The sequence below is a fragment of the Streptomyces sp. NPDC002640 genome (assembly GCF_053592575.1).
In genome coordinates this window covers 79657-102544 of record NZ_JBSFVZ010000016.1, presented here as the reverse complement: position 1 = coordinate 102544, position 22888 = coordinate 79657, and the positions used below count along the sequence as shown (strand labels likewise).

The window sequence follows — 22888 nt, the reverse complement described above, 5'->3', positions numbered from 1 at the left end:
CCGATCTGCGAAAACAGGTCGGGCCTTCGTCATACCCGGTGGCGGAGCGAGAACTTCGGCCGCGACCGCGGGGAGGAGCACGCCGACCGGTTTGCGGCGATCGTCGACTCGCACGGCAACGTCCGGCCGTCCGGCTGGGTCAGGGGTGAGGGCTTCGTCGAGGAGTCCGGGCCCGCGACGTGCAGTTGTCCGAGGACGCGACCCGGTACGTCGACCGCCATACCGGCAGCCCTGGAGCGGAAGGCAGAGGGCCACAGGCGCTCCGATACCCTGCCCGCATGATCCGCGCAGTGGTCTTCGATGTCGGTGAGACCCTGGTCCGCGACGACCGGTACTGGGCAGCGTGGGCCGACTGGCTCGACGTCCCCCGGCACACCGTGTCCGCTCTCGTCGGGGCCGTCGTCGCCCAGGGCAAGGACAACGCCGACGCCCTGCGCCTTCTCCGCCCCGGCATCGACATCCCGGCCGAGTACGCGGCACGCGAGGCCTCCGGCCTCGGAGAGCGTCTCGACGAGACAGACCTGTACGCCGACGTGCGGCCCGCTCTCACCGAGCTCCGCCGACTCGGACTGCGGGTCGTCGTCGCCGGGAACCAGACCACCCGTGCGGGCGAACTCCTCCGAGCCCTCGACCTACCGGCCGATGTGATCGCGACCTCCGGGGAGTGGGGCGTGGCCAAACCGGACGCCGGCTTCTTCCTACGCGCAGTGACGGCCGGGCGGGCCTCGCCGAACGAGACCCTGTACGTCGGCGACCACCCGGCCAACGATGTGGTCCCGGCGGCAGCGGCCGGGCTCCGCACCGCTCACATCCGGCGAGGACCGTGGGGCAACCTCTGGGCGGACACCCGCGAGGTGACCGCGACCGCGGACTGGCGGATCGACACCCTCACCGACCTGGCACAGCTGCTGAGCGGGTAGCGGCAATGCCGCAACCGGACAGTGAGCGTCTCGGTACTCTGCGGGCATGTCCACCACCGCCGGCAGGCGCGAGGTCGGCCAACGCATCGCCACCATCCGCCGCACCCGCAGGATGACCCAGGCCGAACTCGCCCGCGCCGCACACGTGTCCCTTCCCACCGTCAAGGGGATCGAGCGAGGCGCACGCTCGCCGAGCGACGACACCCTCGACTCCCTCGCCACCGCCCTCGGCGTCGACACCGGCCGCATCATCACCGGCAGCAGCCGCGCCGACAGCCGCGTCCACGCCGCGCTCCCAACGCTCTCCGCGGCGATCGTCGCCTACGACATCCCGCCCGACACCAGCCCCCGCCCGTTCCCCGACCTCGCCGACGCCGTCGACCAGCTCGTGCGACGCCGCCTCACAGCTCAGTACGCCCGCATCGCCGAGGACGTCCCCCACCTCCTGACCCAGACCCTCGCGGCGTTCCACCACTCGGCCGGCGCAGACCGCCTGCACGCGGCCCACCTACTGGCCACCGCAGCCCGCTCAGCCGATGCCGTGGCCCACAAGTTCGGGGCACACGATCTGTCCGCCCGCCTGGTGGATCTGATGCGCTGGGCTGCCGCTCGGACGGAAGACCCCATCGCCCAGGCCACGGCTGCCTACGTGCGCACCGAAACGTTCTTCACCGCCCGCGCACACACGGCAGGACTGCGGGCGCTGGAGCGCGCCATCGACGTCAGCCCTAGCCCGCTCTGCAGAGCCTCGACTGCCGCGCGCGGTGCCCTGCACATGCGCGCAGCAGTGATCGCCGCCCGCGGCGACGACGCTGATGCAGCCGCCCTGCATCTGGCCGAAGCCCGGCGGTTGGGCGATGCCCTCCCGGAAGCCGCTCACGACGGGACCCAGTTCGGCCCGGACTCCGTCCGAGCGCACGAGGTGTCCGTCGCCGTCGGTCTCGGGCAGGACCATGTCCAGCGTGCTCTCGACAGCGCCACCGAGTGGGCCCCGCCGGACTCCCTGCCGGCAGAGCGACAGAGCGGCTTCTGGATCGAGCTGGCGCGCGCGCAGGTCTGGGCAGGCCGCCCGGACGACGCCTTCGCCTCGCTGAAGGCTGCCCGGTCCGTCGCCCCGCAGCACACACGAGAGCACCCGTGGGCGCGGGAGGCCGCAGCTACGGTTCGCCGCCTCAAGAGGGCGGATGCCGAGTCGTTGACGGCCTTCACCAAGTGGATCGGCGCTGTCTGAGGGGATACACGCTGTATCCCTCGCACCTCTCGTGACGGCCCATTCTCTGTCTGTCAGCAAGCCAACGCGGCAGAGCGGAGAGCGACGTGCGCCCCACGTGCACAGTGACGTCACTACGAGCGAATATCACGGGCGGCCTCACAAGGCTGCACGGCCGGGCGCGCCGGTACCGCGGTGCCGTGTCACGCGACCCGGTGGCTGTCGGCAGCGTGCGGCTCACGGCCGGTCGGCGCGTGGGGACGGCCCTGTCGTGCGGCTGCCGCCCGAAGGACGGAACGTCATCTCCGCACCGGGCGGTGAAGCGGTGTCCGTGACCCTGCAGTCCCCGCCCACGCTGACCCTGCCCCCCGAGCCGCAGTCCGTCCGACGGGCCCGCCGCTTCAGCGAGCAATGTCTCCGCGACCACCGGCCCGACGCCACCGCCGACCACATCAACTCCGTGGTCCTCATCGTCAGCGAGCTGGTCACCAACTCCGTCCGCTACGGGACCGAGCCGGGGGACTCCCTGCGCCTGGTCCTCGACGTCGTCCCCGAGCGCACGGTGGTCGAGGTCCAGACCCGGTCCGCCACCGCCCGCGGCCGCGCCCCACGTCCGCGACGCGGGACCGCGGGCGCGGCCTGGTCATCCTCGACCAGCTGTGCCCGCGGCTGTGGGGCACCCGGGACCGCCCGATGGGCAAGATTGTCTGGGCGGCCGTCCTGACCGTCCCGGAGGAGCACGTGCCGGGCGAGCGCCTCGGCGTCCACGGCTACCTGTGCCGGGCCTGCCGGTCGAAGCGCCCCTGCGCCGACGGCGCGTTCCTGGCCCGCGCCGCCGCCCGCGCCGGACGCTGAACACAGGCTGCCCCGATCCTCGTCGCGCCGTCGGCACCCGCTCCCGCGGCCTGGTCAGGCGGACTCCCGCAGGACCAGGCTGGTCGGCACGATGACGGACGAGAGGGGCCGGACGGTGCGGTCGCCGGACGGTTCCGCGTTCCGCTGGAACAGCAGCCGGGCCATCAGGCGCCCCATGCCCTCGATGTCCTGGCGCACCGTGGTCAACGGGGGGTCCGTCCCCTCGGCAAGGGACGCCAGGTCGTCGAAGCCGACGACGGCCACGTCGTCCGGCACCCTGCGCCCGTTCTCCCGCAGGACGCGCATGGCACCGTGGGCCATCAGGTCGGAGGCGACGAAGACCGCGTCCAGGTCGGGGCACCGCTCGAGGAGCGCGGACATGGCCCTGGCGCCTCCCTCGAGGGTGAAGTCACCTTCGGCGATCAGCTGATGGGTACCGCGGTCCAGGAGGACGTCGCGGTAGCCGTCCAACCGGTCCACCGCGGCGGCCTGGTTGAGCGGGCCGGTGACGGTCGCGATACGCGTGCGGCCCTGCGACACGAGGTGGCGGACGGCCTCACGGGCTCCGCCGCGGTTGTCGGCGTCGACGTAGGCGTAACCGTCCCCGGCCTCCCCGGCGCCGAGGAAGGGGCGGCCGCCGAAGACGGCGGGCAGCCCCATCCGGGCGACCATCCCCGGCAGCGGGTCGTCCGCGCGCAGCGAGAAGAGCAGTGCGCCGTCGACGTGGCTGCCACCGAGGAAGTTGCCGACACGGGCGTAGTCGTCCGGCTCCTCGATGAGCAGCAGGACCAGCCCCGCGCCCTGCTGGACGAGTTCCCGTCGGATGCCGCGCAGGTGGAGGTCGAAGAACGGGTCCACGAAGAGCCGGGTCTGCGGCTCGGTCACGACGACGGCGACGGTGTCATTGCGGCGGGTGACCAGGCTGCGGGCGGCCTGGTTGGGAACGTAGCCCAGCTCGCTCACCGCCTGACGGACACGTTCGGTCGCGGCGGCGCTCACCTGGGGCGAGCCGTTGATCGCGCGCGACACGGTGGCCCGCGACAGTCCGGCCCTGCGGGCCACGTCCTCGATCGTGGGGCGTTTCCGCTCGGGTCGACGCGTCACACCCGCCCTCCCAGACGCAGCAGTTCCTCGAGCACCCGCTGGGCGTCGTAGCCGCTGTCGAAGTCGGCCATGTCCTCCGGGCGCCGGGAGGTCCTCACCGCGCCCGCCCACGCCTGGAGCTGGTCGATGAAGGAGTCCGCCCAGCCGGGCACCTCACCCGGCGGGTCCTCCAGCCGGCCCTGACCGAGCACCTTGATCTGCTCCCACTCCACCCCCGTCCGCAGGTGGAGCACCGGGCCGTCCTGCGAGTCGTGGACGAGGTCGCCACCGCTGCCGGTCAGGGTGAAGGTGAACCCGGTGTCCTCCGGCCGGGACGCTTTCGAGGCGGTCAGCGTGAAGGACGGACCGATCTCCAGGCGGCCGCTGACGAAGGAGTGGTCGTCGACCAGCACCTCCATGTCGCCCTTCCTGGGGACCTTGGTCTGCAGCCCGACCTGGCAGCTGGTGAGGTCGATCCGGGTGTCGAAGAGGAAGTGCAGCAGGTCGATCAGGTGCACACCCAGGTCACCGAGGGCGCCGCTGGTGCAGCGTTCGTCCATGCTGTCGCGCCAGGTGAAGTGCGTGCGGGTGAGCGCGCTTTGGCGTTTGAAGGCGATGTCGACGTGCAGGAGACGCCCCAGCGTACGGTCGGCGATGCGTCGGCGGGCCTCCCGGACGACGCCGAGATGGCGGTAGTTGAACCCCATGGCGCAGATCACGGACGACTCCGCCGCCCGGACGCGCATGTCGGCGGCCTGGGCCAGGGACACGGCCATGGGTTTCTCGCACAGCAGGTTCCGGCCCCGCTCGAGCGCCTCCAGCGCGTAGTCCGCGTGGAACCGGTTCGGTGCGGCCACGACCACGCCGGTGGACGCCTCGTAGAGCTCGTCCGCCGAGGCGAAAGCCGGTACGCCCAGGGAGGAGGCCATGCTCAGCGCCTTCCGCGCGTCCACGTCGTACACGCCCGCCAAGGACACGTCCGGGCCGGCCAGCACCGCCTCGGCATGGATCCGGCCGATGTTGCCCGCGCCGACTATTCCGACTCGCACAGCTGTAATCCCCTTCTCAGTTCGGACAGGATCGCGTCCGTGTGGGTCCACTCGGACACGTGCGGGTGCCGGCGCCGCGCCTCCTCGGTGCAGTTGCCCACCAGCACCCCCCGGCCGACGGCGGCGAGCATCTCCAGGTCGTTGCCGCTGTCCCCGAAGGCGAAGGCGTCCGCCCGGTCCACGCCGTGCGTGCGGCAGACGTACTCGACGATCCGGCGCTTGCCGCAGCCGGGCGGCAGGAAGTCGACGTCGTAGCAGTTCTCGGGGTCCCCTGCCGCGGGATTGCAACGGCTGAGGTTCAGGCCGAGGGAGAGACCGCCCGCCACCTGACGGATCAGGGCGAGGTGGCGGGCGTCCCGCTCGGCGTCCTGCTCGTGGTAGTAGTGGCTGATCGTCATGCTGCCGGGCGGCCGGCAGTCCTGCGGGACGAGCGGCACACCGAGCCGGCTCAGTTCGCGCACGGCCCGCTCCGCGAGGGCGGCGATGTGTCCGCCGTCGGGCAACCCCCGCTGCCAGCCCGCGTCCGGGCGGATGCTCCCGTCCCGCGTCACGTACATCTCGGTGCCGAGGGAGCAGGCCAGGAAGTGCGGCAGGACGCGCAGCCCGTGGTTCCCGGCCTTGCGCAGCACGGAATCGAGCGAACTGCCGGTGACCCATCCGAACAGCACGCCGAGCCGCTCGCTCGTCTCCAGGAGGTGGTCCTCCAGCCGCCGGCGTGAGCGGATCTTCTCGGGCGAGCCGGCGTGGGCCAGATACGTCTCGTCGAAGTCGCAGAACACCACGGTGCGGACCGTCCGCGGCGCCGGCAGCACGGCGAACTCAGTGGAGGGTGTCACGGACGGCGCCATGCAGGGCCTCGATCACTCGGTCCTGCTCGGCGAGCGACAGGTTGTTGTGCAGGGGCAGGTGGAGGACGGTGTCGTGGAGGCGCTCCGTTACCGGCAGCACCGTCTCGGCGAAGAGCTGCCGGTGCAGCGGCGTCTGCTGCCGGTGGGTGAGCACCGGGTAGTAGACGTCCGTCTCCACCCGGCCCGTCGACCGCATGTGGGCGCGGACCGCGTCCCGCGCGGCGCGCCCGGCGGCGACGCGCACGCCGAACAGGTGCCAGGCGTGGTCCGGTCCGAAGGCGGGCAGCAGGACGGATCCGCTCGCCTCCAGCGCTGCCAGGCCGTCGAGGTAGCGGCGGGCGAGGAAGGCCCTGCGGTAGTTGTTCAGGGTCAGGCGCGGCAGCAGGCCGACGGCGATCGCCGCGGTCGCGTTGTCGATCCGCGCGTTGAGCCCGTAGCCGCCCTCCTTGACGTTCTTCTGCTTCGGGTCGAAGCCGTGGTAGGCGAACCTGCGGGCGCTGTCGGCGACCTCGTCCTGGCAGGTGACGACGGCGCCCGCCTTCCCGGTCAGCCCGAAGTTCTTGTACGGGTTGAAACTGAGGGCGGCGGCGTCCGCGTGCTTGCCCACACCGGTGACCCCGATGGCCTGGCAGGCGTCCTCCACGACGCGCAGGCCGTGCCGGCGGGCGACCCGCGCGAGCGCCTCCATGTCCGCGAGACGTCCGTAGAGGTGCACGGGCAGGATCGCCCGGGTACGCGGACCGATCGCGGCCTCGACCAGGGCCGGGTCGAGGGTGTGGCGATCGGGTTCGACGTCGACGAGGACCGGGGTGGCCCCGCAGAGCCACACCGCGTTCTCGGTCGCGGCGAAACTGTTGGCCGGCATGATCACCTCGTCGCCGTGGCCGACCCCGACCGCTCTCAGGGCGATGACCAGGGCGTCGGTGCCGCTGCCCGTGCCGACCGCGTGCGGTACGGCGAGGAAGTCGGCCAGGGCGTCCTCGAACTCGGCCACGGCCGGCCCGCTGGTCAGCTCGCCGGTCGCCAGCACCTGGGTGAAGTGCTCCACCGCCACGCGCTGCTCGTCCCGCGTGAGCAGCCGCTCCCGGGGCAGGAAGGGCACCGGCGCCGCCGCCTCCGGCCGGGGGTCGGCGGCGAAGACCGAGCCGGGGGCGTCCGGGGCGAGTCGCCCGGGGTCCTGCGTGAGGAGGCCGGCCAGGGCCTGGTTGGCGCGGGAGCCGGTGGGGGCGTACGCCGGGACCTCGCCCCGCCGCACCTCGGTCACCAGTCGGCGGATGTCGGCGCTGTCTCCGGTGAAGGAGCTCGTTCCGGACGCACGCGTCACGTCGATCACGCCCCCGTCGTACGGTCGAGGAGCGCGGGGCACCCGAAGGACTTCGCCGCCCGCTCGAGCACCTGCGGGTCGGGGTTCTTGTAGTACAGCAGCTCCCGGCCGGTCCGCAGGGACTGCACGGCGATGGGCAGTGCGCGGTCCTCCGTGGTGTCGAGCACGACGAGGTCCGTCGTCGCGCCGGCGCGGCCGATCGCCTCGACGGCCTCGCGCAGGTTGTCCTCGTCCACCACCAGCACCTCGTACGAGCGCCCGAGCGGCAGCCGGCCGGCGGCGGCCCGGCAGGCGAACTCGAAGCGGAGGTAGGCGTCGAGCCAGCTGGACCGGTCCTCGCGCGCGGGGTCGAAGTAGGAGTCGAGGACCCACTGGAGCCTCACCTCCAGTTCGGGATGTCTGGCGGTGAAGTACGCGAAGTTCTCCAGCCAGTCCTCGTAGCGCTCCTTGTCGGACTCGGCGTGGTCCTGGTGGTACACCCGCGCGTAACGGTTGTGGACGAGGGTCAGGCCGTGCCGGTGGAGCCGGTAGCCGAGCTCGACGTCCTCGAAGCTCCACCTCTTGATGTGCTCGTCGAACCCTCCGACCGCCAGCAGGTGCTCCCTGCGGACCGAGAAGTTGCACCCGTACACGAAGTGCCACCCCGCGGCCAGGTTGCCCAGGTTCTGCGAGAGCACCTCCAGGACTTCGGCACGCTCGTCCATCGCGGCGACCGGCGGGAACGCGTCCTGGGTGAACGCGTCCCCGAGGCGGGACGCGTCGACCGGCCCGGGCGCCAGGTAGTCCCGGAAACCGATGGCCACGAGATCGGGGCGGGCGCGGTGGCAGTCGATGTGTGCCTGGACGAAGAGCGGATCGATGATCTGATCGCCGTCCGCGAAGACGACGAGGTCTCCCTGGGCGGCGCGGACCCCCGCGTTGCGCGCCGCGGACCGGCAGGACTCCTCGGTGCGGGGCAGGTACACCCGCCGGACCGGGTAGGTGAGGGTCAGCGCGTCGACGGCCTCCCCGGTGCCGTCCGTGGAACCGTCGTCGACCAGGACGACCTCGAACGCGTCGCCCTGCTGGATCCGCTGGTGGTTCAGGGATTGCAGGCAGGGGACAACGAGGTCCTTCGAGTTGTAGGTGGGGATGACCAGACTGGCTTTCACGGCATTCTCCGAGGGAGGAACAGGAAGGCGGACGGACGGGGCGCACGAGCGGTGGTACGGGGGTGACGGAACATCTCAGATGCCGACCGAGGGGGCTTCCTTCGCCTTCTCGGCCACCGGCTCCGTCCCGGGTGCCGCGGAGACCCGGCGCCACCGGACGCTGAGCAGCAGGGCCCTGAGGTTCTCGTCCACCGTCATGGCGATCATCACGCCGAGGATGGCGAGACCGAGCGGCAGAGACAGGACGTAGGCCAGGGGGATGAAGACACCCCACAGCACCAGGATCCCGGTCACGGCGGGGTAGTTGACCTGGCCGACGGCCCGCAGGCTGCTCGCCGTGGTCATGATGAGCGCGGAGCCCGGAAGGTAGAGCAGACCGCACCACAGGAGGAGCCGGCCCGCCTCGGCGACGTCCGGGGAATCGGTGAAGGCGTCCATGATCACGCCGCTCGACAGCGCGGCCGCGAGCGCCAGCACGAACGCGGCCACGACTCCCCCGAGACGGGTCGCCCGGGAGACCCTCCGGATGCGCTCCCAGTCTCCGGCCCCGGCGAGGTAGCCGACCGTGATCTGCAGGCCCTGGGAGAGCGCGGACGAGACCATGCCGATCATGTTCGTGATGCTCAACGTGTACATGCGGGCGGCGAGTTCGCTGTCCCCGATCGCGGAGATGATCCGGGTGGTGACGATCTGCGCGCCCTGCCAGAACGCCGGCTCCAGCATGGTGGGCAGCGAGACGGCGGCGAGAAGCGCGGCATGCGCCTTCACCTGCCGCGCGTCGGCGGGCCGGCGGAACCGGATCCGGACGTGCCGCAGCACCAGCCAGACGCTGAACAGCAGACCGGCTCCCGTGGCGAGCGCCGTGGACAGGGCGACACCCCGGACGCCCCATTGGGGCCCGGCGGGGAGCAGGACCAGGAAGCCGATCAGGACGATGTTGACGACGTTGGTGAACATCGCGGCGTACATCGCCGCCCGGGTGCGGCCGTTCGCGGCCAGCACGCCGCCCAGCATCGCCACCAGCGAGTGGATCAGGCAGCTTCCGCCGACGATCTGCAGGAAGGTCGTGCCGTAGGACAGGTGCTGCCCCCGGAGACCCAGCAGCCCCGCCACGTCCTCGGCCCACAGGTACAGCGCGGCACTCACGGCCACACCCAGCAGGACGTGGAGGCCCAGAGCCACCGAATAACACTCCTGGGCCTTCCTGACGTCCCCCTTCCCGAGCATTCGGGCATATACGAGGCTGCCGCCCTGCCCCATGAAGGAGAACATCATCAGCACGAATGTCGTGACGGTGTTCACCGATCCCACGGACCCCGCCGCGGCATCCGAAACCATTCCCAGGGCCCAGATGTCCACCAGACCCATGCAATAGGTGAAGGCTAATTGAATAAATATCGGCCAGCTCAGGGAGAGAACCCCGATATTCACCTTTGACGGCACGGTGATGCTTTCCCCGTTTCCCCCCGACCGGAACCCGGCCCCCGAATTGCCGCGAATGCGAACGCGCCGAAGAGTATCGACACGCGGCACCGATCCGGAAGTGTGTTCCACATCCGGGGCGCCCGCACTCCAGTCTTCGGCCAGAGGCGACGGGTCCGGTGAGGACACGTCGACGTCACTCGCCGCGACGTCGAGGTGCAGCGAAAACAGCCGTAAACCAGACGAACCCACTAAGGCGGCGGCGCGTCGCCCGCCCACGTCGCTGACGGGCTGTGACGGCGCGACCGGGCCAGCATGGCCGATCCTCACCGCCTCCCGTCGGCCACCGGGGACGCCGGGGACCCCGGAGCGTGACGGACAAGGACTCGCCAAGAACCGCTCCCTACAGTCGACGGCGTGATCCAGTCGAATGGTGCGGGTCGATGAAAAGGGCGGACACCCAGGAGAACCAGGAGGTCCAAGAGGTCCAAGAGGTCCAAGAGGTCCAAGAGGTCCAAGAGGTCCAAGAGGTCCAAGAGGTCCAGGAGAATCACCAGGTCCAGGAGGTCCAGGAGGTCCAGGAGGCGGGCTCCCGCTCGGGCGGGCTGCTCCGGCGCACGCTGACGGCTGTGCTGTTCCTGGGCATGGCCGCGGCGGTGGTGTGGTTCGTACGCGGTCAGGACTGGTCCGTCCTGGCCACCTCGATGCGCGGCCGGCCGCCGGAGTCCTTCGCGCTGTGGATCGGACTGGCGCTGCTGGCCAACGTCGCCGCTCTACTGGCGTCCCTGCTCGCCTGGTGGTCGATGCTCTCGGCCGCGAGCGCGGACGTCGCGCCCCGGGCCGACGGCGGCGGGCTCACAGCGGTGGGCGCCGCGCAGATCTTCTTCGTCGGCCAGTTCGCCAAGTACGTGCCGGGCAAGGTCTTCGGCCTCGTGCTGAGCGTGCGGATGGGGCAGGCGATGGGCGTACCGCCTGCCCGGACGGCCACCGCGTGGCTGCTGACGCTGGTGATCGGGCTGCTGACCGCGGCCGCCGCCGGCATGGTGGCCGGGCCGCAGGTGCTCGGCGGGTCGCAGCTCTGGCTGGTGTCCGCGTCGCTCGTGCCGCTCGTGGCCCTCCTGCTGCGGCCGCGGCTCGTCAACGACGCCGCCACCTGGGTGGCACGGCTGCGCAGGCGCCCCCCGCCCGCGGTGACCCTGCCGGGAGGGGTCATCCGCCGCAACGTGCTGGTGCAGGCGGTCTCCTGGCTGTTCGGCGGGCTCCACCTGTGGTGTCTCGCCATGGCGCTGGGCGCCCCGGCCGCCCGTGCGCTTCCCCTGTGCGTCGGCGCGTTCGCCCTGGGCGCGACCGCCGGCGTGTTCGCGTTCTTCACACCCGACGGGCTGGGGGTGCGGGAGGTGATCCTGGTGGGCGCGCTCGGCACGGTCCTCCCGCTGCCGGCGGCGGCCGCGGTGGCGGTCGTCAGCCGACTGGTCGTGGCGGTGAGCGAACTCGTCACCGGCGGTGCCGGTCTGGCGGTGACCGAGGTCCTGCGGCGGCGCGCGAGTGCCCGGGCGGCACATGCGTCCGGGCGGCCCGGAAGCGGGGACAAGGTACGGCCAAGCGGTGCACGGCTAGGTTCGCCACCGCCCCGTCGCACGTCGTCCACGGACGAGAAGATGATCCGGAGGAGCAATGGCTGAGGTACCACTGGTTTCCATCGTCATTCCGAACTACAACTACGCCCGGACCCTCGGGGCCTGCATCGAGGCCGCCCAGGCGCAGACCTACCCCGCCGTCGAGGTCATCGTGGCGGACGACTGCAGCACCGACGACTCCGTCGCCGTCGCGCGTCGCACGGGAGCGACGGTGCTGGAGAGCCCCGTCAACCGCGGTGTCTCCAGCGCCCGCAACCTCGGGGCGGAGGCGGCACGCGGCGAGGTGCTCTTCTTCGTCGACTCCGACGTCGCCCTGGCTCCCGACGCGGTGGCCAAGGCGGTGGAGTTCCTCGACGCCGACCCCGGCCTCGGCGCCATCTGCGGCATGTACCAGGCGGAGTCGCTGTTCCCGGACAGCTTCGTCAAGAAGTACCGGGCGATCCAGCAGTACGTGTGGTTCACCGAGATCGACGGTCCGATCCCCGGCCTGCACTCGGCGCTCTTCGCGATCCGGACCTCCGTGTTCCGCGAGATCGGTCCGTTCAACGACCGGCTGCGCTGGACGGAGGAGCAGGACTACGGCTTCCGCCTCAACGCGCGCTACGCGGTGTGGGCCACCGCGGCCATCCGCGGCCGCCACGACCATGACGGCACGCTGCGCGTCATGCTGACGAAGGTGTTCCAGCGCACCCGGATCGGCGCCCCCAACTGGGTGCGGCTGCGGGCCATGCCGGGCGGCGCCGGCACGAGCTACCGCGCGCTCGGCAGCGGTTTCGTCCTCGCCGCGGCGCTCAGCCTCCTGGGTGTGCTGTTCCTCGGGCCCCCGGCCCTGCTCGCGACGGCCGTGGCGCTCGCCGTCGGCGTGGCACTCGATTGGCGAACCTACGCCTACGCGTACCGGCACCATGGCATGCTGTTCGGGTTTCGGTTCGCGCTCCTTCACCTGCTGGTGACGCTGACATCCGCGATCGCCGCCGGCATCGGGATCCTGCAGGGTGTGCTGTTTCCCGGCTCGGTGCGTCGCCTCTACGGCGTGAACACCCCCGCTTGACCATCCCCACAAGGCTGAGGAAAGCATGAACTTAACCATCGACAGTTCCACCGCGGACGTGCTGGCCGGGGTCGACCTGCACGGAAAGCTGGCCGTGGTGACCGGAGGCTACTCCGGTCTGGGCCTGGCCACGACCCGGGCGCTGGTGGACGCCGGCGCGCAGGTGGTGGTGCCGGCCCGCCGCCCGGACGTCGCGCGGGAGGCCCTCCACGGTCTGGCCGCCGAGGTCGACGAGATGGATCTCGCCGATCTGAAGAGCGTGAACGGCTTCGCCGACCGCCTGCTGGCGTCGGGCCGCACCATCGACATCGTCATCACCAGCGCCGGCGTCATGGCGGTACCGGAGACACGGGTCGGGCCGGGCTGGGAAGCACACTTCGCGATCAACCACCTCGGGCACTTCGCGCTGGTGAACCGGCTGTTCCCGGCGATCGCCGAGGGCGGGCGCGTGGTGGCGGTCTCGTCGGGCGTCAGCCCCACCGGAACCGTCCAGTGGGACGACGTGCACTTCGAGCAGGGGTACGACCGGTGGGCGGCCTACGCGCAGTCGAAGCTCGCCAACGCGCTGTTCGCCGCCCAGCTCGATCTGCTCGGCCGCGCGGCGGGCGTGCACGCGTACTCGGTGAACCCCGGATACATCCTCACACCGCTCCAGCGGCACCTGACCAAGGACGAGATGATCGCCGCGGGCTGGATCGACGAGGCCGGAAGGCCCCTGCTGCCCGAGTTCCGGGCGCCCGAGCAGGGCGCCGCCACCCAGGTGTGGGCGGCCACCTCGCCGGAGCTGGCCGAGGCGGGCGGCTCCTACCTGCAGCACTGCGTCGTGACCCGCCGGTTCGACCAGCCGGCGGACCGCGAGCAGGCCGCCCGGCTCTGGGCCTTGTCGGCCGAACTGACCGGGGTGGACGCGTTCGCCGCGGCGGACGGCTCCGGCCCACGATGACCTCGCCGACGGTGACGCCGCGTCACGGCGCGACAGGAGGTGCGCCGGTTCCGGCCCGGTAGCGTCGCCCGCCGGGCGGCGTCCGGTCCGCGCACCGGACCGGACGCCGCCCGCGGTCCTCAAAACCGCCGCGCGCCCACGCCGCGTCACGACCGCACCGGCCGGCGCCGTGGCGCCACAGTCCCTGTTCACGGACAGGGACTTCTTCGTGCGGTACCGCGGTCACCCAAGGCCGGGAACTCGCGCATTGCGCCCGGGCAGGTCCGGCGGCCGGATTGCCGATCACGGGACAGGCCCGTCCCGGAGTTAATTTCCTTACCACTTTCGAACCGAGAGGACGCCCTCCGCGTACCGAACTCGAAATATGCTGGTCGACTACGCACCCAGATCGATAGAATTCTGTCGCGAAGGCATGGTCCACCGAGTGTCCCGTCGATTGGCGGCCGCCGCCGAGCCAACCCTCGGCGCCGCGCGGGGCGCTCGACCTGATTGACGGAGAGATGCGTCGACGACGCCGCGTTTCCCTCATCAGGACTCGTCCTTCGACGGCCCGGAAGGTGACTCGATGGGAACAGCACACTTACGGCCGCCGGGGTCGCCGACACGCATGCGGCGGCCCTCCGCCCCTTCCCACCGCGCGTCCGCCTCGTGTCGGACCCGGGAGATCACCCTGTTGACACGGTGAGGCAGACCTCGCCCCGAGGACACCCGCCGTACGGCGCCCGGCTGCACGGCCGGCCGCCTACAGACCCGCAGGAAGCACTCGACTTGCCCTTACCCCGGAGGCGTCTGCCTCATTGCCGTGGAGCGAACGTGACTGGTTCTGAACGCGCACTCGTGTCAGTGATCGTCCCCTGCTACAACAGCACGAAGACCATCGCCCTGTGCGTGGAGTCGGTCCTCGCCCAGACGTACGCACGTGTCGAGCTGATCGTCGTGGACGACTGCAGCACCGACGAGACGGCCTCGGTGGCCGAGAGGTACGACTGCACCGTCGTCCGGCTGGCCGAGAACTCCGGCGCCGGCATCGCACGGAACCGCGGCATCGCCGCCAGCAACGGCGATGTCCTCTTCTTCCTCGATTCCGACGTCGCCCTGGCGCCGGACGCCGTGGCGAACGCCGTCCGCGTCTTCGAGGAGAACCCCGCGAGCGGCGCCGTCTGGGGTGTCTACGGGGACCGGCCGCTCGTGAACGACGGCATCGTCGAGCAGGTGCAGGTCCTGCACGGGCACTTCCGGCAGATTCAGCCCCGCCCCGTGCTCACCGGGCACTTCGCGGTCGGGGCGATCCGCCGCCGGGTCGTCGAGGCGATCGGCGGCTTCGACGAGCGGCTCACCGGGCAGTGGGCCAACGAGGACCACGAGTACGGCCTGAGGATCGCCGAGCACTTCCCGGTGGCCCGTGCGGTCGATGTCGTGGGCTACCACGACGACGACGACCGGATGTCCTCGGTGCTCCGCAAGCGCTTCGGCCGGGCCGTCTCGCTGGTGCCCCTGATCCTCCTGCAGCGCGATCTCAAGCCGGAGCGGGAGGCGCTGCACCGGCCGCCCGAGATCCTGGCCATCACCCTCACCACGGCGACCCTGGCGTTGCCGTTCCTCACGCCCGCCCTCGCGGTCCTGCCCGCGGCCGGCCTCGCGTGGTTCCTCTGGGTGAACCTCCCGCTGCTGGGCTACGTCCGGCGCGCCGCCGGGTGGCGCGTGGTCCTGGTGACGACGGCCCTGAACTACCTCTACGGCCTCGCCGTCTCGGCGGGCGGTGCGACCGGGGCGCTGCGCTATCTCGTCGATCCCGCCTTCCGGCGGCGTTACCGCACGGTTCCCGCGGCCGCGTGATCCGCGCCCGGTCCCAGGCACCGGCACCCGCGCCGACACCGGCTCTGGCACTGGCACTGGCACTGGCACTGGCACTGGCACTGGCACTGGCACTGGCACGACACCACACCACACCGGGCGCGACACCAGTTCATTTGTATTTAGGGGGAGACAGTGAAAGTTGGCCTGCTCGGATTGATACATGTCGAAGTGGCCGGCCGGTCGGTGGATGTGGGGCCGCAGCAGCGGCGCCTGGTGCTGGCGGCGTTGGCCGTCGACGCGGGCAACCCCGTCTCCATCGACGTCCTGACCGAACGGGTCTGGGGTCAGGACACGCCCCACGCACCGCACAGCGCCCTCTACGCCCACATCACCCGGCTCCGGAACTTCCTGGCCGAGGCGGCGCGTACCGAGGGCCCCCGGGAAAGACCGGTCGCCCTGGTCAAGAACGCGCAGGGCTACATCCTGGAGATCGACCGGCAGGACGTGGACCTGCACCGCATCGCGTCCCTCGCGGACGGCGCGCGCGTGGCCGACCCGGAACTCCGTCTGCTCGCCCTGCGTGAGGCGATGGCCCTCTGGCGTGGACAGCCGCTGGCGAACCTGGCGGGTTACTGGGCCGGCACGGTCCGCCGGAACGCCGCGTCACAGTTCGTGGGCGTCGCGAGCGAGTGGGCCGCCGCGGAGCTGCGCCTGGGCAACGGCCAGGTCGTCGCCGACCGGCTGGTCGAGCTCCTGAGCTCCCATCCGCTCGCCGAACCACTGGCGGAGTGGTATATGCGCGCGCTGTGCGCGCTCGGCCGCACCTCCGAGGCGCTGCAGTACTACGCCACCGTGCGCGAGCGGATCGGCGAGCAGTTGGGGCACGAGCCCGGCCCGCGGCTGCGGGACGTGCACATGGCCCTGTTACGCGGCGATCTCGACACCCACCACCGGCCCGTCACCGTCCGGTCGGCGCCGCTGCCCCGGCAGCTCCCCAGCGACGTGGCGCACTTCGTCGGCCGCACCGAGGAACTGGCCTGGCTCCGGGACGCGCTCACCGCGGTGGGCCCCGGGGCGGCGGCCCCGCTGGTGAGCGTCCACGGAGCCGCCGGCGTCGGGAAGTCGGCCCTCTCCATCCACGCCGCGCACCAGCTCGCCCATCACTTCCCCGAGGGCCAGGTCTACGTCGAGCTCGGCGGGAGCAGCACCGGTGTGCCACCGCTGACGCCGTCCGAGGCGCTGGCCCGCCTGTTCCGCACCCTCGGCGCGGACGCGCCGCCGCCGGGCATGCAGCCGGACGAGGCCGCCGCCCAGCTCCGCTCCCTGGTGGCGGGGCGGAAGATGCTCCTGGTGCTGGACAACGCCTCCGACTCGGACCAGATAAGGCCGTTGCTGCTGCACGGGGCGGGGTGCGGCGTGATCGTCACGAGCAGGCAGCCGCTGGCGGCACTGGGCGGGGTCGGCCAGTTACCCGTCAGGCCGCTGGAGGTGGACGAGGCCGTCACGCTCCTCGGCCGGCTGGCGGGCGCCGAGCGCGTCGCCGCGGAACCCGCCACGGCCGCGGCGATCGTGAAGCTGTGCCAGTGCCTGCCGCTCGCGGTGACCACCGCGGCGGCCCGCCTCGCGGCCCGACCGAGCTGGCCCCTCGCCGAGCTGCACTCCCGCCTGGCCGACGAGGCACGGCGGCTCGACAACCTCGAGATCGAAGGCATGGGCATGCGGGCCAGTCTGTCCGGCTCCTACCAGCGCCTGAACGAGAACGCCGACCCGGCCAACCGCGCGGCCGCACAGGCCTTCAAGGTGCTCAGCGGGTACAGCCAGCCGGTGGTGACCCTGTCGGACGCCGCGCAGCTGCTCAGCGAGTCCAGTGCGCGCGCCGAGCTGTTCCTGGAGCGGCTGGTCGACGCCCAGCTCCTGGAGACGGTCGCTCCGGGCCTCTACCAGATGAACGATCTCCTGCGGCTGTTCGCCCAGGAGTGCTGAACGGCTCGGGTCCTCGGCGGCGCCGACCGGTCGCGGCAGCCCGTCCGCGACCGGTCCGGCGCCGGTCGGTCCTCACACCATCTCGTGCCTGACGAACTCGCGCAGCCAGGCCCTGAAGTCCGGTCCCAGGTCCGCGCGCCCGCACGCCAGGCGGACGGTGGCCCGCAGGTAGTCGGCACGGTCACCGGTGTCGTAGCGGCGGCCGCGGAAGACGACACCGTGGACGGGCCCGCCCAGGGACGGGTCGGCGGCCATGGCCTGCAGGGCGTCGGTGAGCTGGATCTCGCCGCCGCGTCCCGGTTCCGTCTTGCGCAGCACCTCGAAGACGCCGGGGTCCAGCAGGTAGCGCCCGATGATCGCGAGGTTGCTGGGGGCATCCGCCGGCCGGGGCTTCTCCACCAGGCCGGTGATGAGGACGTCGTCGCCGCACGGGGTGGCCGCCACGCTGCCGTAGAGGTGGATCTGGGACGGGTCGACCTCCAGCAGGGCGACGACACTGCCTCCGTGCCGCCGCTGCACGTCGATCATGTGGCTGAGCAGCGGGTCCCGCGGGTCGATCATGTCGTCGCCGAGCAGCACCGCGAAGGGCTGGTCGCCCACGTGCGCCTCCGCGCACAGCACGGCATGGCCGAGGCCTCGGGGTGCCCCCTGGCGGACGTAGTGGATGTCGGCCAGCTCGCCGGAGGCCCGCACCTCGTCGAGTCTGGCGATGTCGCCCTTGTGGCGCAGGGCCTCCTCGAGTTCGAGGTTCCGGTCGAAGTGGTCCTCGAGGGAGCGCTTGTTCCGCCCGGTGACCACGAGGACGTCCGAGAGGCCCGCCGTGACGGCCTCCTCGATGACGTACTGGATCGCGGGCTTGTCGACCACCGGCAGCATTTCCTTGGGGGTGGCCTTCGTGGCGGGCAGGAAACGGGTGCCGAGTCCGGCGGCGGGGACGACCGCCTTGGTGACCCTGGGTCCTCGCCCGGATGCGTGGCTCACGCCTGGACTCCTTTCAGGACCGCTTCGTAGCGGTCGAGGCAGCTCTCCGAACCGAACAGGTCTCTGGCGCGTGCCGCGCCGCGCTCCCTCACGGACGCGTCCCAGGCGAGCGTCTCCAGGAGGGCGTCGCGCAGGGCCGCGGGGTCGCGCGGCGGGACGACGGCGCCCATCCCGGTGGCGGTCACGGGGTAGCGGCCGCCCGGCAGGTCGGTCGTGACCGAGGGGACGCCGCACATCATCGCCTCGGCCTGGGCGATCCCGAAGGACTCCGCGACCGAGGGCAGGGCGAAGACGTCGATCGAGGCGTAGAAGTCGTCGATCTGCTGTCCCCGCAGGAGCCCCAGGATGCTGATGCGGGGGTCGCGCCGGGCGGCCCGGCGGACCTCGTCGATGACGCTGCCGCCCGCCACGGTCAGGTAGTCGCCGCCTATCAGCAGCCGGGCGTCGGGGTCGGTGATGTCGTCGAAGGCGGCGAGCAGGTAGGACAGCCCCTTGTCGGCCACGATGCGTCCGAGGAAGCCGATGTGCGGCCCGGACGTCGTGCGGTACCCGGGTGATCCCCCTCGCCGGTCCAGGCACGGGGCGGCTATCGGGAAGCGCTTCGCCGTGCGCAGCGACGGCCACATCCGGGAGTGCTCGGCCTGGTCGTCGCTGTTCACCACGACGGCCGCGGAGCGGCGCAGCGTGATCGCCGAGGAGACCCGCACCGCCGCTGTCGCGGCCCGGGCCACCAGACCGGGCGGAAGCCAGAGGTCGATGTGGTAGGTCGACACGACGGGGACCTCCGGCCGCAGCCCCGTGATGAGACCGGCCTCGAGCATCGGCAGGTGCAGGTGCAGCACCCGCGAACGCCTGGAGATCCGGCGCACCGTGGCGGCGAACGAGGGGCTGACCAGCCCGCGGCCGATCGTGGCGACGACCGGGCACCGGTGGACGTCCACGCCCCCGAGGCGTTCGCGCGACGGCAGTGCCGGGTCGTGGCGGGTGGCGACGACGGCCACCTTCCACCCGCGGGCGGCGAGTCCCTCGGCGACGACCCGGGCGGTCTCGGTCAGGCCGCTCACGTAGGGCGCGTAGTAGTTGACCGCGATGCAGACGTCGTAGGTCACAGGGCACTCGCCAGGAAGGTCGCGGCCAGGACCGTGAGCCACAGGCCGAAGTTGAGTCGCATCTGCCGGTCGCGCACGAGGTCCTCGACCGGGTCGCCACCGGAGCGCTCCACGATGAGCATCTGCAGGTAGCGGGTGACGTGGAACGCCGCGAACGGGAAGCTGAGCGCCGCTCCCGCCTTTCCGTACGGTGCCTCCAGCTGCCACAGCGCCGCCACGTAGCAGACCAGGGCCGCCACGAGGTTCAGGACCACGACGTGGTCCAGGAAGGGCACCGTGTAGGCCGACAGCGCCGGCCGGTGCTTCTCCCCGGTCACCCGCGGATCGGCCAGTTCGTGTCGTCGCTTGCCCAGGGACAGGGCCACGGAGGCGCAGTAGACGCAGATGAGCAGCAGCGGCTGGATGTCCAGACCGGCGGCGAGCGCTCCGGCCAGCACCCGCAGGACGAAGCCGACGGCGACCACGGAGACGTCGACGAGGGGCTGGTGCTTGAGGGTCAGGGTGTACCAGATGTTCATGGCGATGTAGGACCCGAGCACCAGTGCGGCCAGGGGAGGGACGGCCAGGAGCAGTCCCGCCGTGGCGAGCAGCAGCGCGGTGAGCACGGCCTGGGCGCCCCGGACGCCCACGTCTCCGCTCGCGATCGGCCGCAGCCGCTTCACCGGGTGCAGCCGGTCGGCCGCACGGTCGCGCAGGTCGTTGAGGACGTACACGGCGGAGGAGGCGGACAGGAACGCCAGCAGGGTCAGGCCGATCGGCGCGAGGTGCGGGAGCGCGGCCGGCCCGGCCGTCACCGGGATCACCAGCACCAGGACGCTCTTGAGCCAGTGGCGTGGCCGCAGCAGGGCCACGTAGGCCTGTAACTGTCTCAGCCGCCCGGTGTCGATCGGCGGTCCCACGGCGTCGAGCGCGAGCCTGTCCGTTTCCACGTAGTGATCCACGAGCGTCTCCCCTTTCATGCCGGTCGGTCAGAAAAATGCCTTGGTGAGACTCAGTGCTCCCTGGCGCCACGGGTCGCGGTGGGTACGGCCGGCGGCGCCCCGGCGCGTGTGGCCCGTGCTCTGCCACCACCGGTACGTCCTGAGCAGCGACTCGGTGTTGCTGAGCCGGGGGGCGAACCGCAGCTGGTCGCGCGCCTTGTCCAGCGACACGTAGGAGTCACGGGTCAGCTTGTGCACCAGCCGCCGGTACACCGGGGAGAGGCGCAGGGCCGCGAGGGCACGCAGCGCCACGACGGCCGGCCCGACCGGAACGGTGACGACCCGGCGTCCGTGCCCCGCCTCGTCCAGCACCGCCTGGAAGTCGTCACGGAGCGAGGTGAACTCGGCGGCGGCTATGTTGAAGGTGTCGTTCACGGCGTCGTCGGGCCCTTCGCACGCCTGCCGGATCGCGTCGCAGAGGTCGTCCACGTCCAGCATCTGGGCAGCGGCGTGGCCGCCTCCCAGCAGGGGGAAGTTGCGCCCCTCGTCGGCCCACTCGAACAACATCGCGAACAGCCCCAGCCGCTCCGGGCCGAGGAACGTCTTGGGCCGCAGCACCGGGACGCAGAGCCCCTGCCTCCGGGCCCGCAGAACGACCTCCTCCGCGGCCAGCTTGGCGGCGGAGTACGGGTCCACCGGCTCGCAGGGATAGTCCTCCGGGGTGGGGCAGTGGCGGGGCAGACCGTATACGGCGGTCGACGAGATGTGCACGAGGCGCTGCACGCCCACGCGACGGGCGGCCTCCACGACCGCGGCCGTTCCGTCCACGTCGACCGAGCGGATGTCCTCGGCCCGGTGGCTCGGCAGGGCGGCGGCCGAGTGGACGACCACGTCGGCGTCGCGGAACACCTTGGCCAGGGCCTCCGCGTCCCGGACGTCGGCCCGGACGAACCGGGCGCGGTCACGGGCACGTGGAGCGAGGGGACGGACGTCGACGCCCGTCCAGCTGACGCCGGGCCAGGGCCGGGTCAGCAGGGCGGTGCCGAGCATCCCGGCCGCCCCGGTGACGACAATGTTCATCTCGCGTCCCTTCCGTCGAGTACGCGCCGCACGCGCCGTGGCGCCGTGGCGCCGAGGAGGACCTGCTCGCTGTCCTGTGCCGCGGCCACGGGTGACGGGCGTCCGCTCTCGTCGGCTCGTCCGCCGGACCAGGACGGAATGTACGGGCCGGTCGATTGCCCCGGTCTTGGCGGCGGCTCCAAGACCGGGGCAAGGTCCCGGTGCGAGACTCGGCGGACCGACAGCACCGATCACCGGGGAGAAGTGTGAGTCCGTGAGCGAGACCGCGATTGTCGAAACGTCCACCGCCTCGGGCGAGCAGCCGGACCCGGACCGCGGGGCTCCGGCGGGCCGGCTCGGCCTGCGCGCCCGCCTCGCGATCTTCCTCTGCGTCGCGTGGCTGGCCTTCGTCGTGCTGCACCGCCTGCTCAGCAACCGGTTCTACTGGTGGGGCACCTTCGACCTGGTGCCGCCCCTGGCCTTCGCCCTCGTACCGCCGGTCCTGGCGGGCGTGGCGCAGCTGGCGCCGCGCGTGCGGTGGCGTCTGACCGCCGTGCCGGTGCTCGCGCTGGTGCTCGGCATCGGCGGCTCCGGGCTCAACTTCGGGTCCCTCTGGTACTCGCCGCCGCCGGCACCGCCCGAGGCGGTCAAGCTGTTCACCTGGAACACCCAGTACTGGGATCAGGACCTGCAGCCCGGTGGTCCGCACACCACCGACGACTTCTACGCGTTCCTCCGCGATCAGCGTGCCGACGTCTACATGCTGCAGGAGTACGCCCGCGTGGACATGACCCGCACGCACTGGGCGCAGGCCCGCGCGATCGATCAGCTCGACCGGCTGCGGCGGGAGTTCCCCGGCTACGAGGTCGTGATCGAGGGACGCAACGTCACCCTCTCCCGCCTCCCGGTGGTGGGCCGCAGCTGGCTGGACACCACCCGGTGGCTGCCGGCCGATCTCAAGGCGGTCCCGGCGGCACTGCGCAGCCGGCCCCTCTTCTACTCCTCGCAGACGCAGCGGACCGACATCCTGGTCGACGGCGAGGTCGTGTCCTTCTACAACTCCCACCTGTTCCAGCCGCCGCAGCGCATGATGCGGCTCCAGAACGGCCCCGAGGGCAGCATGTTCGAGGTCGATCGGCTCAACCACGAAATGCGGAGGGCCAGTTACCGAGCCCTCCAGGAGGACGTCGAGCGGAACACCAACCGGATCGTTCTCGGTGGCGACCTCAACACCTCGCCCTCGATGGGCATCAGGTCGATGATCCCCGACCGGCTCGTCGACCACACGCGGGTGCTCCCGTCGCTCTATCCGGTCTCCTGGGAGACCGGCAGGCCGTGGTGGCGGCTGGACTGGCTCTTCACGACCTCGGACGTCGCCGTGTCGCGCTACGAGCTGCTCGACTCCCGCGGCCTCTCCGACCACCGGGCCCAGAGCATCACGCTCTGGCCCCGCTGACCCGCCTCCGGCCCGGCGCCCGGGCCCCCGGCCCGGCACGGGCGTGACGCGCGGGCGAGGACGCTCCCGGGGCGGTCCGCGGGCGGCGCC

At 71.8% G+C, this 22888-nt stretch carries 20 protein-coding genes; 10 read left to right on the top strand and 10 right to left on the bottom strand.

Features of this window, described 5'->3' with window-relative positions; all coding sequences use genetic code 11:
- Positions 1-278 precede the first annotated feature (278 nt).
- The 4 genes from ACWD3O_RS21375 (at position 279) to ACWD3O_RS21360 (ending at position 2985) form a co-directional block, all read left to right on the top strand.
- Complete coding sequence (locus ACWD3O_RS21375) at positions 279-920, top strand: HAD family hydrolase (protein ID WP_451416958.1); 642 nt, start codon at positions 279-281, stop codon at positions 918-920.
- A gap of 46 nt (positions 921-966) precedes the next feature.
- Positions 967-2151 carry a helix-turn-helix domain-containing protein gene (locus ACWD3O_RS21370; protein ID WP_451416957.1) on the top strand — a complete coding sequence of 395 codons (1185 nt, stop codon included), beginning with the start codon at positions 967-969 and terminating at the stop codon, positions 2149-2151.
- Positions 2152-2461: 310 nt separating this feature from the next.
- Positions 2462-2854: an ATP-binding protein gene (locus ACWD3O_RS21365; protein WP_451416956.1), complete on the top strand. Its 393-nt coding sequence runs from the start codon at positions 2462-2464 to the stop codon at positions 2852-2854.
- Entirely contained in the window at positions 2824-2985 is a 162-nt protein-coding gene (locus tag ACWD3O_RS21360; RefSeq protein WP_451416955.1) for a hypothetical protein, read from the top strand. The genes ACWD3O_RS21365 and ACWD3O_RS21360 overlap by 31 nt, the downstream gene beginning before the upstream one ends.
- Before the next feature lie 54 nt (positions 2986-3039).
- Here the strand turns inward: ACWD3O_RS21360 and ACWD3O_RS21355 are convergent, their stop codons facing one another.
- The 6 genes from ACWD3O_RS21355 to ACWD3O_RS21330 form a co-directional block, all read right to left on the bottom strand.
- A complete protein-coding gene (locus ACWD3O_RS21355; protein WP_451416954.1) occupies positions 3040-4089 on the bottom strand; it encodes a LacI family DNA-binding transcriptional regulator in 1050 nt (349 codons plus the stop codon).
- Positions 4086-5117, bottom strand: a complete 1032-nt coding sequence (locus tag ACWD3O_RS21350; protein ID WP_451411112.1) for a Gfo/Idh/MocA family protein — start codon at positions 5115-5117, stop codon at positions 4086-4088. Before ACWD3O_RS21350 ends, ACWD3O_RS21355 begins: the two co-directional genes overlap by 4 nt.
- On the bottom strand, positions 5102-5953 hold the full coding sequence (locus ACWD3O_RS21345; protein ID WP_451416953.1) for an HAD-IIB family hydrolase: 852 nt from the start codon (positions 5951-5953) through the stop codon (positions 5102-5104). The genes ACWD3O_RS21350 and ACWD3O_RS21345 overlap by 16 nt, the downstream gene beginning before the upstream one ends.
- A complete protein-coding gene (locus tag ACWD3O_RS21340) occupies positions 5937-7298 on the bottom strand; it encodes a DegT/DnrJ/EryC1/StrS family aminotransferase (RefSeq protein ID WP_451416952.1) in 1362 nt (453 codons plus the stop codon). The genes ACWD3O_RS21345 and ACWD3O_RS21340 overlap by 17 nt, the downstream gene beginning before the upstream one ends.
- Positions 7295-8440 carry a glycosyltransferase family 2 protein gene (locus tag ACWD3O_RS21335; RefSeq protein WP_451416951.1) on the bottom strand — a complete coding sequence of 382 codons (1146 nt, stop codon included), beginning with the start codon at positions 8438-8440 and terminating at the stop codon, positions 7295-7297. Before ACWD3O_RS21335 ends, ACWD3O_RS21340 begins: the two co-directional genes overlap by 4 nt.
- 75 nt (positions 8441-8515) lie before the next feature.
- Positions 8516-9871, bottom strand: coding sequence for an MATE family efflux transporter (locus ACWD3O_RS21330; RefSeq protein WP_451416950.1), 1356 nt, complete (start codon positions 9869-9871; stop codon positions 8516-8518).
- A gap of 434 nt (positions 9872-10305) precedes the next feature.
- Between ACWD3O_RS21330 and ACWD3O_RS21325 the strand changes: the two genes are divergently transcribed.
- The 5 genes from ACWD3O_RS21325 (at position 10306) to ACWD3O_RS21305 (ending at position 17273) form a co-directional block, all read left to right on the top strand.
- A complete protein-coding gene (locus tag ACWD3O_RS21325) occupies positions 10306-11544 on the top strand; it encodes a hypothetical protein (RefSeq protein WP_451416949.1) in 1239 nt (412 codons plus the stop codon).
- Positions 11537-12550 (top strand): glycosyltransferase family 2 protein, encoded by a 1014-nt coding sequence (locus ACWD3O_RS21320; protein WP_451416948.1) that lies wholly within the window; start codon positions 11537-11539, stop codon positions 12548-12550. Before ACWD3O_RS21325 ends, ACWD3O_RS21320 begins: the two co-directional genes overlap by 8 nt.
- A gap of 25 nt (positions 12551-12575) precedes the next feature.
- Complete coding sequence (locus tag ACWD3O_RS21315) at positions 12576-13493, top strand: oxidoreductase (protein WP_451416947.1); 918 nt, start codon at positions 12576-12578, stop codon at positions 13491-13493.
- Positions 13494-14330: 837 nt separating this feature from the next.
- The gene (locus ACWD3O_RS21310; RefSeq protein WP_451411120.1) at positions 14331-15329 is read left to right on the top strand and encodes a glycosyltransferase family 2 protein; all 999 of its coding nucleotides are present in this window, start codon (positions 14331-14333) and stop codon (positions 15327-15329) included.
- A gap of 174 nt (positions 15330-15503) precedes the next feature.
- The gene (locus ACWD3O_RS21305) at positions 15504-17273 is read left to right on the top strand and encodes a BTAD domain-containing putative transcriptional regulator (RefSeq protein ID WP_451416946.1); all 1770 of its coding nucleotides are present in this window, start codon (positions 15504-15506) and stop codon (positions 17271-17273) included.
- Positions 17274-17345: 72 nt separating this feature from the next.
- Here the strand turns inward: ACWD3O_RS21305 and galU are convergent, their stop codons facing one another.
- From galU to ACWD3O_RS21285, 4 genes are read right to left on the bottom strand one after another with little or no spacing between them, the layout of a single operon-like run.
- Positions 17346-18254, bottom strand: coding sequence for a UTP--glucose-1-phosphate uridylyltransferase GalU (gene galU, locus ACWD3O_RS21300; protein ID WP_451411122.1), 909 nt, complete (start codon positions 18252-18254; stop codon positions 17346-17348).
- Positions 18251-19363, bottom strand: coding sequence for a glycosyltransferase family 4 protein (locus ACWD3O_RS21295; RefSeq protein WP_451411123.1), 1113 nt, complete (start codon positions 19361-19363; stop codon positions 18251-18253). Before ACWD3O_RS21295 ends, galU begins: the two co-directional genes overlap by 4 nt.
- Positions 19360-20304: a UbiA prenyltransferase family protein gene (locus ACWD3O_RS21290; RefSeq protein ID WP_451411124.1), complete on the bottom strand. Its 945-nt coding sequence runs from the start codon at positions 20302-20304 to the stop codon at positions 19360-19362. Before ACWD3O_RS21290 ends, ACWD3O_RS21295 begins: the two co-directional genes overlap by 4 nt.
- Before the next feature lie 27 nt (positions 20305-20331).
- Complete coding sequence (locus ACWD3O_RS21285; RefSeq protein ID WP_451411125.1) at positions 20332-21363, bottom strand: NAD-dependent epimerase/dehydratase family protein; 1032 nt, start codon at positions 21361-21363, stop codon at positions 20332-20334.
- 253 nt (positions 21364-21616) lie between these two features.
- On the opposite strand from ACWD3O_RS21285, the gene ACWD3O_RS21280 reads away from it, so the two are divergent.
- Entirely contained in the window at positions 21617-22798 is a 1182-nt protein-coding gene (locus tag ACWD3O_RS21280) for an endonuclease/exonuclease/phosphatase family protein (RefSeq protein WP_451416945.1), read from the top strand.
- Positions 22799-22888 lie beyond the last annotated feature (90 nt).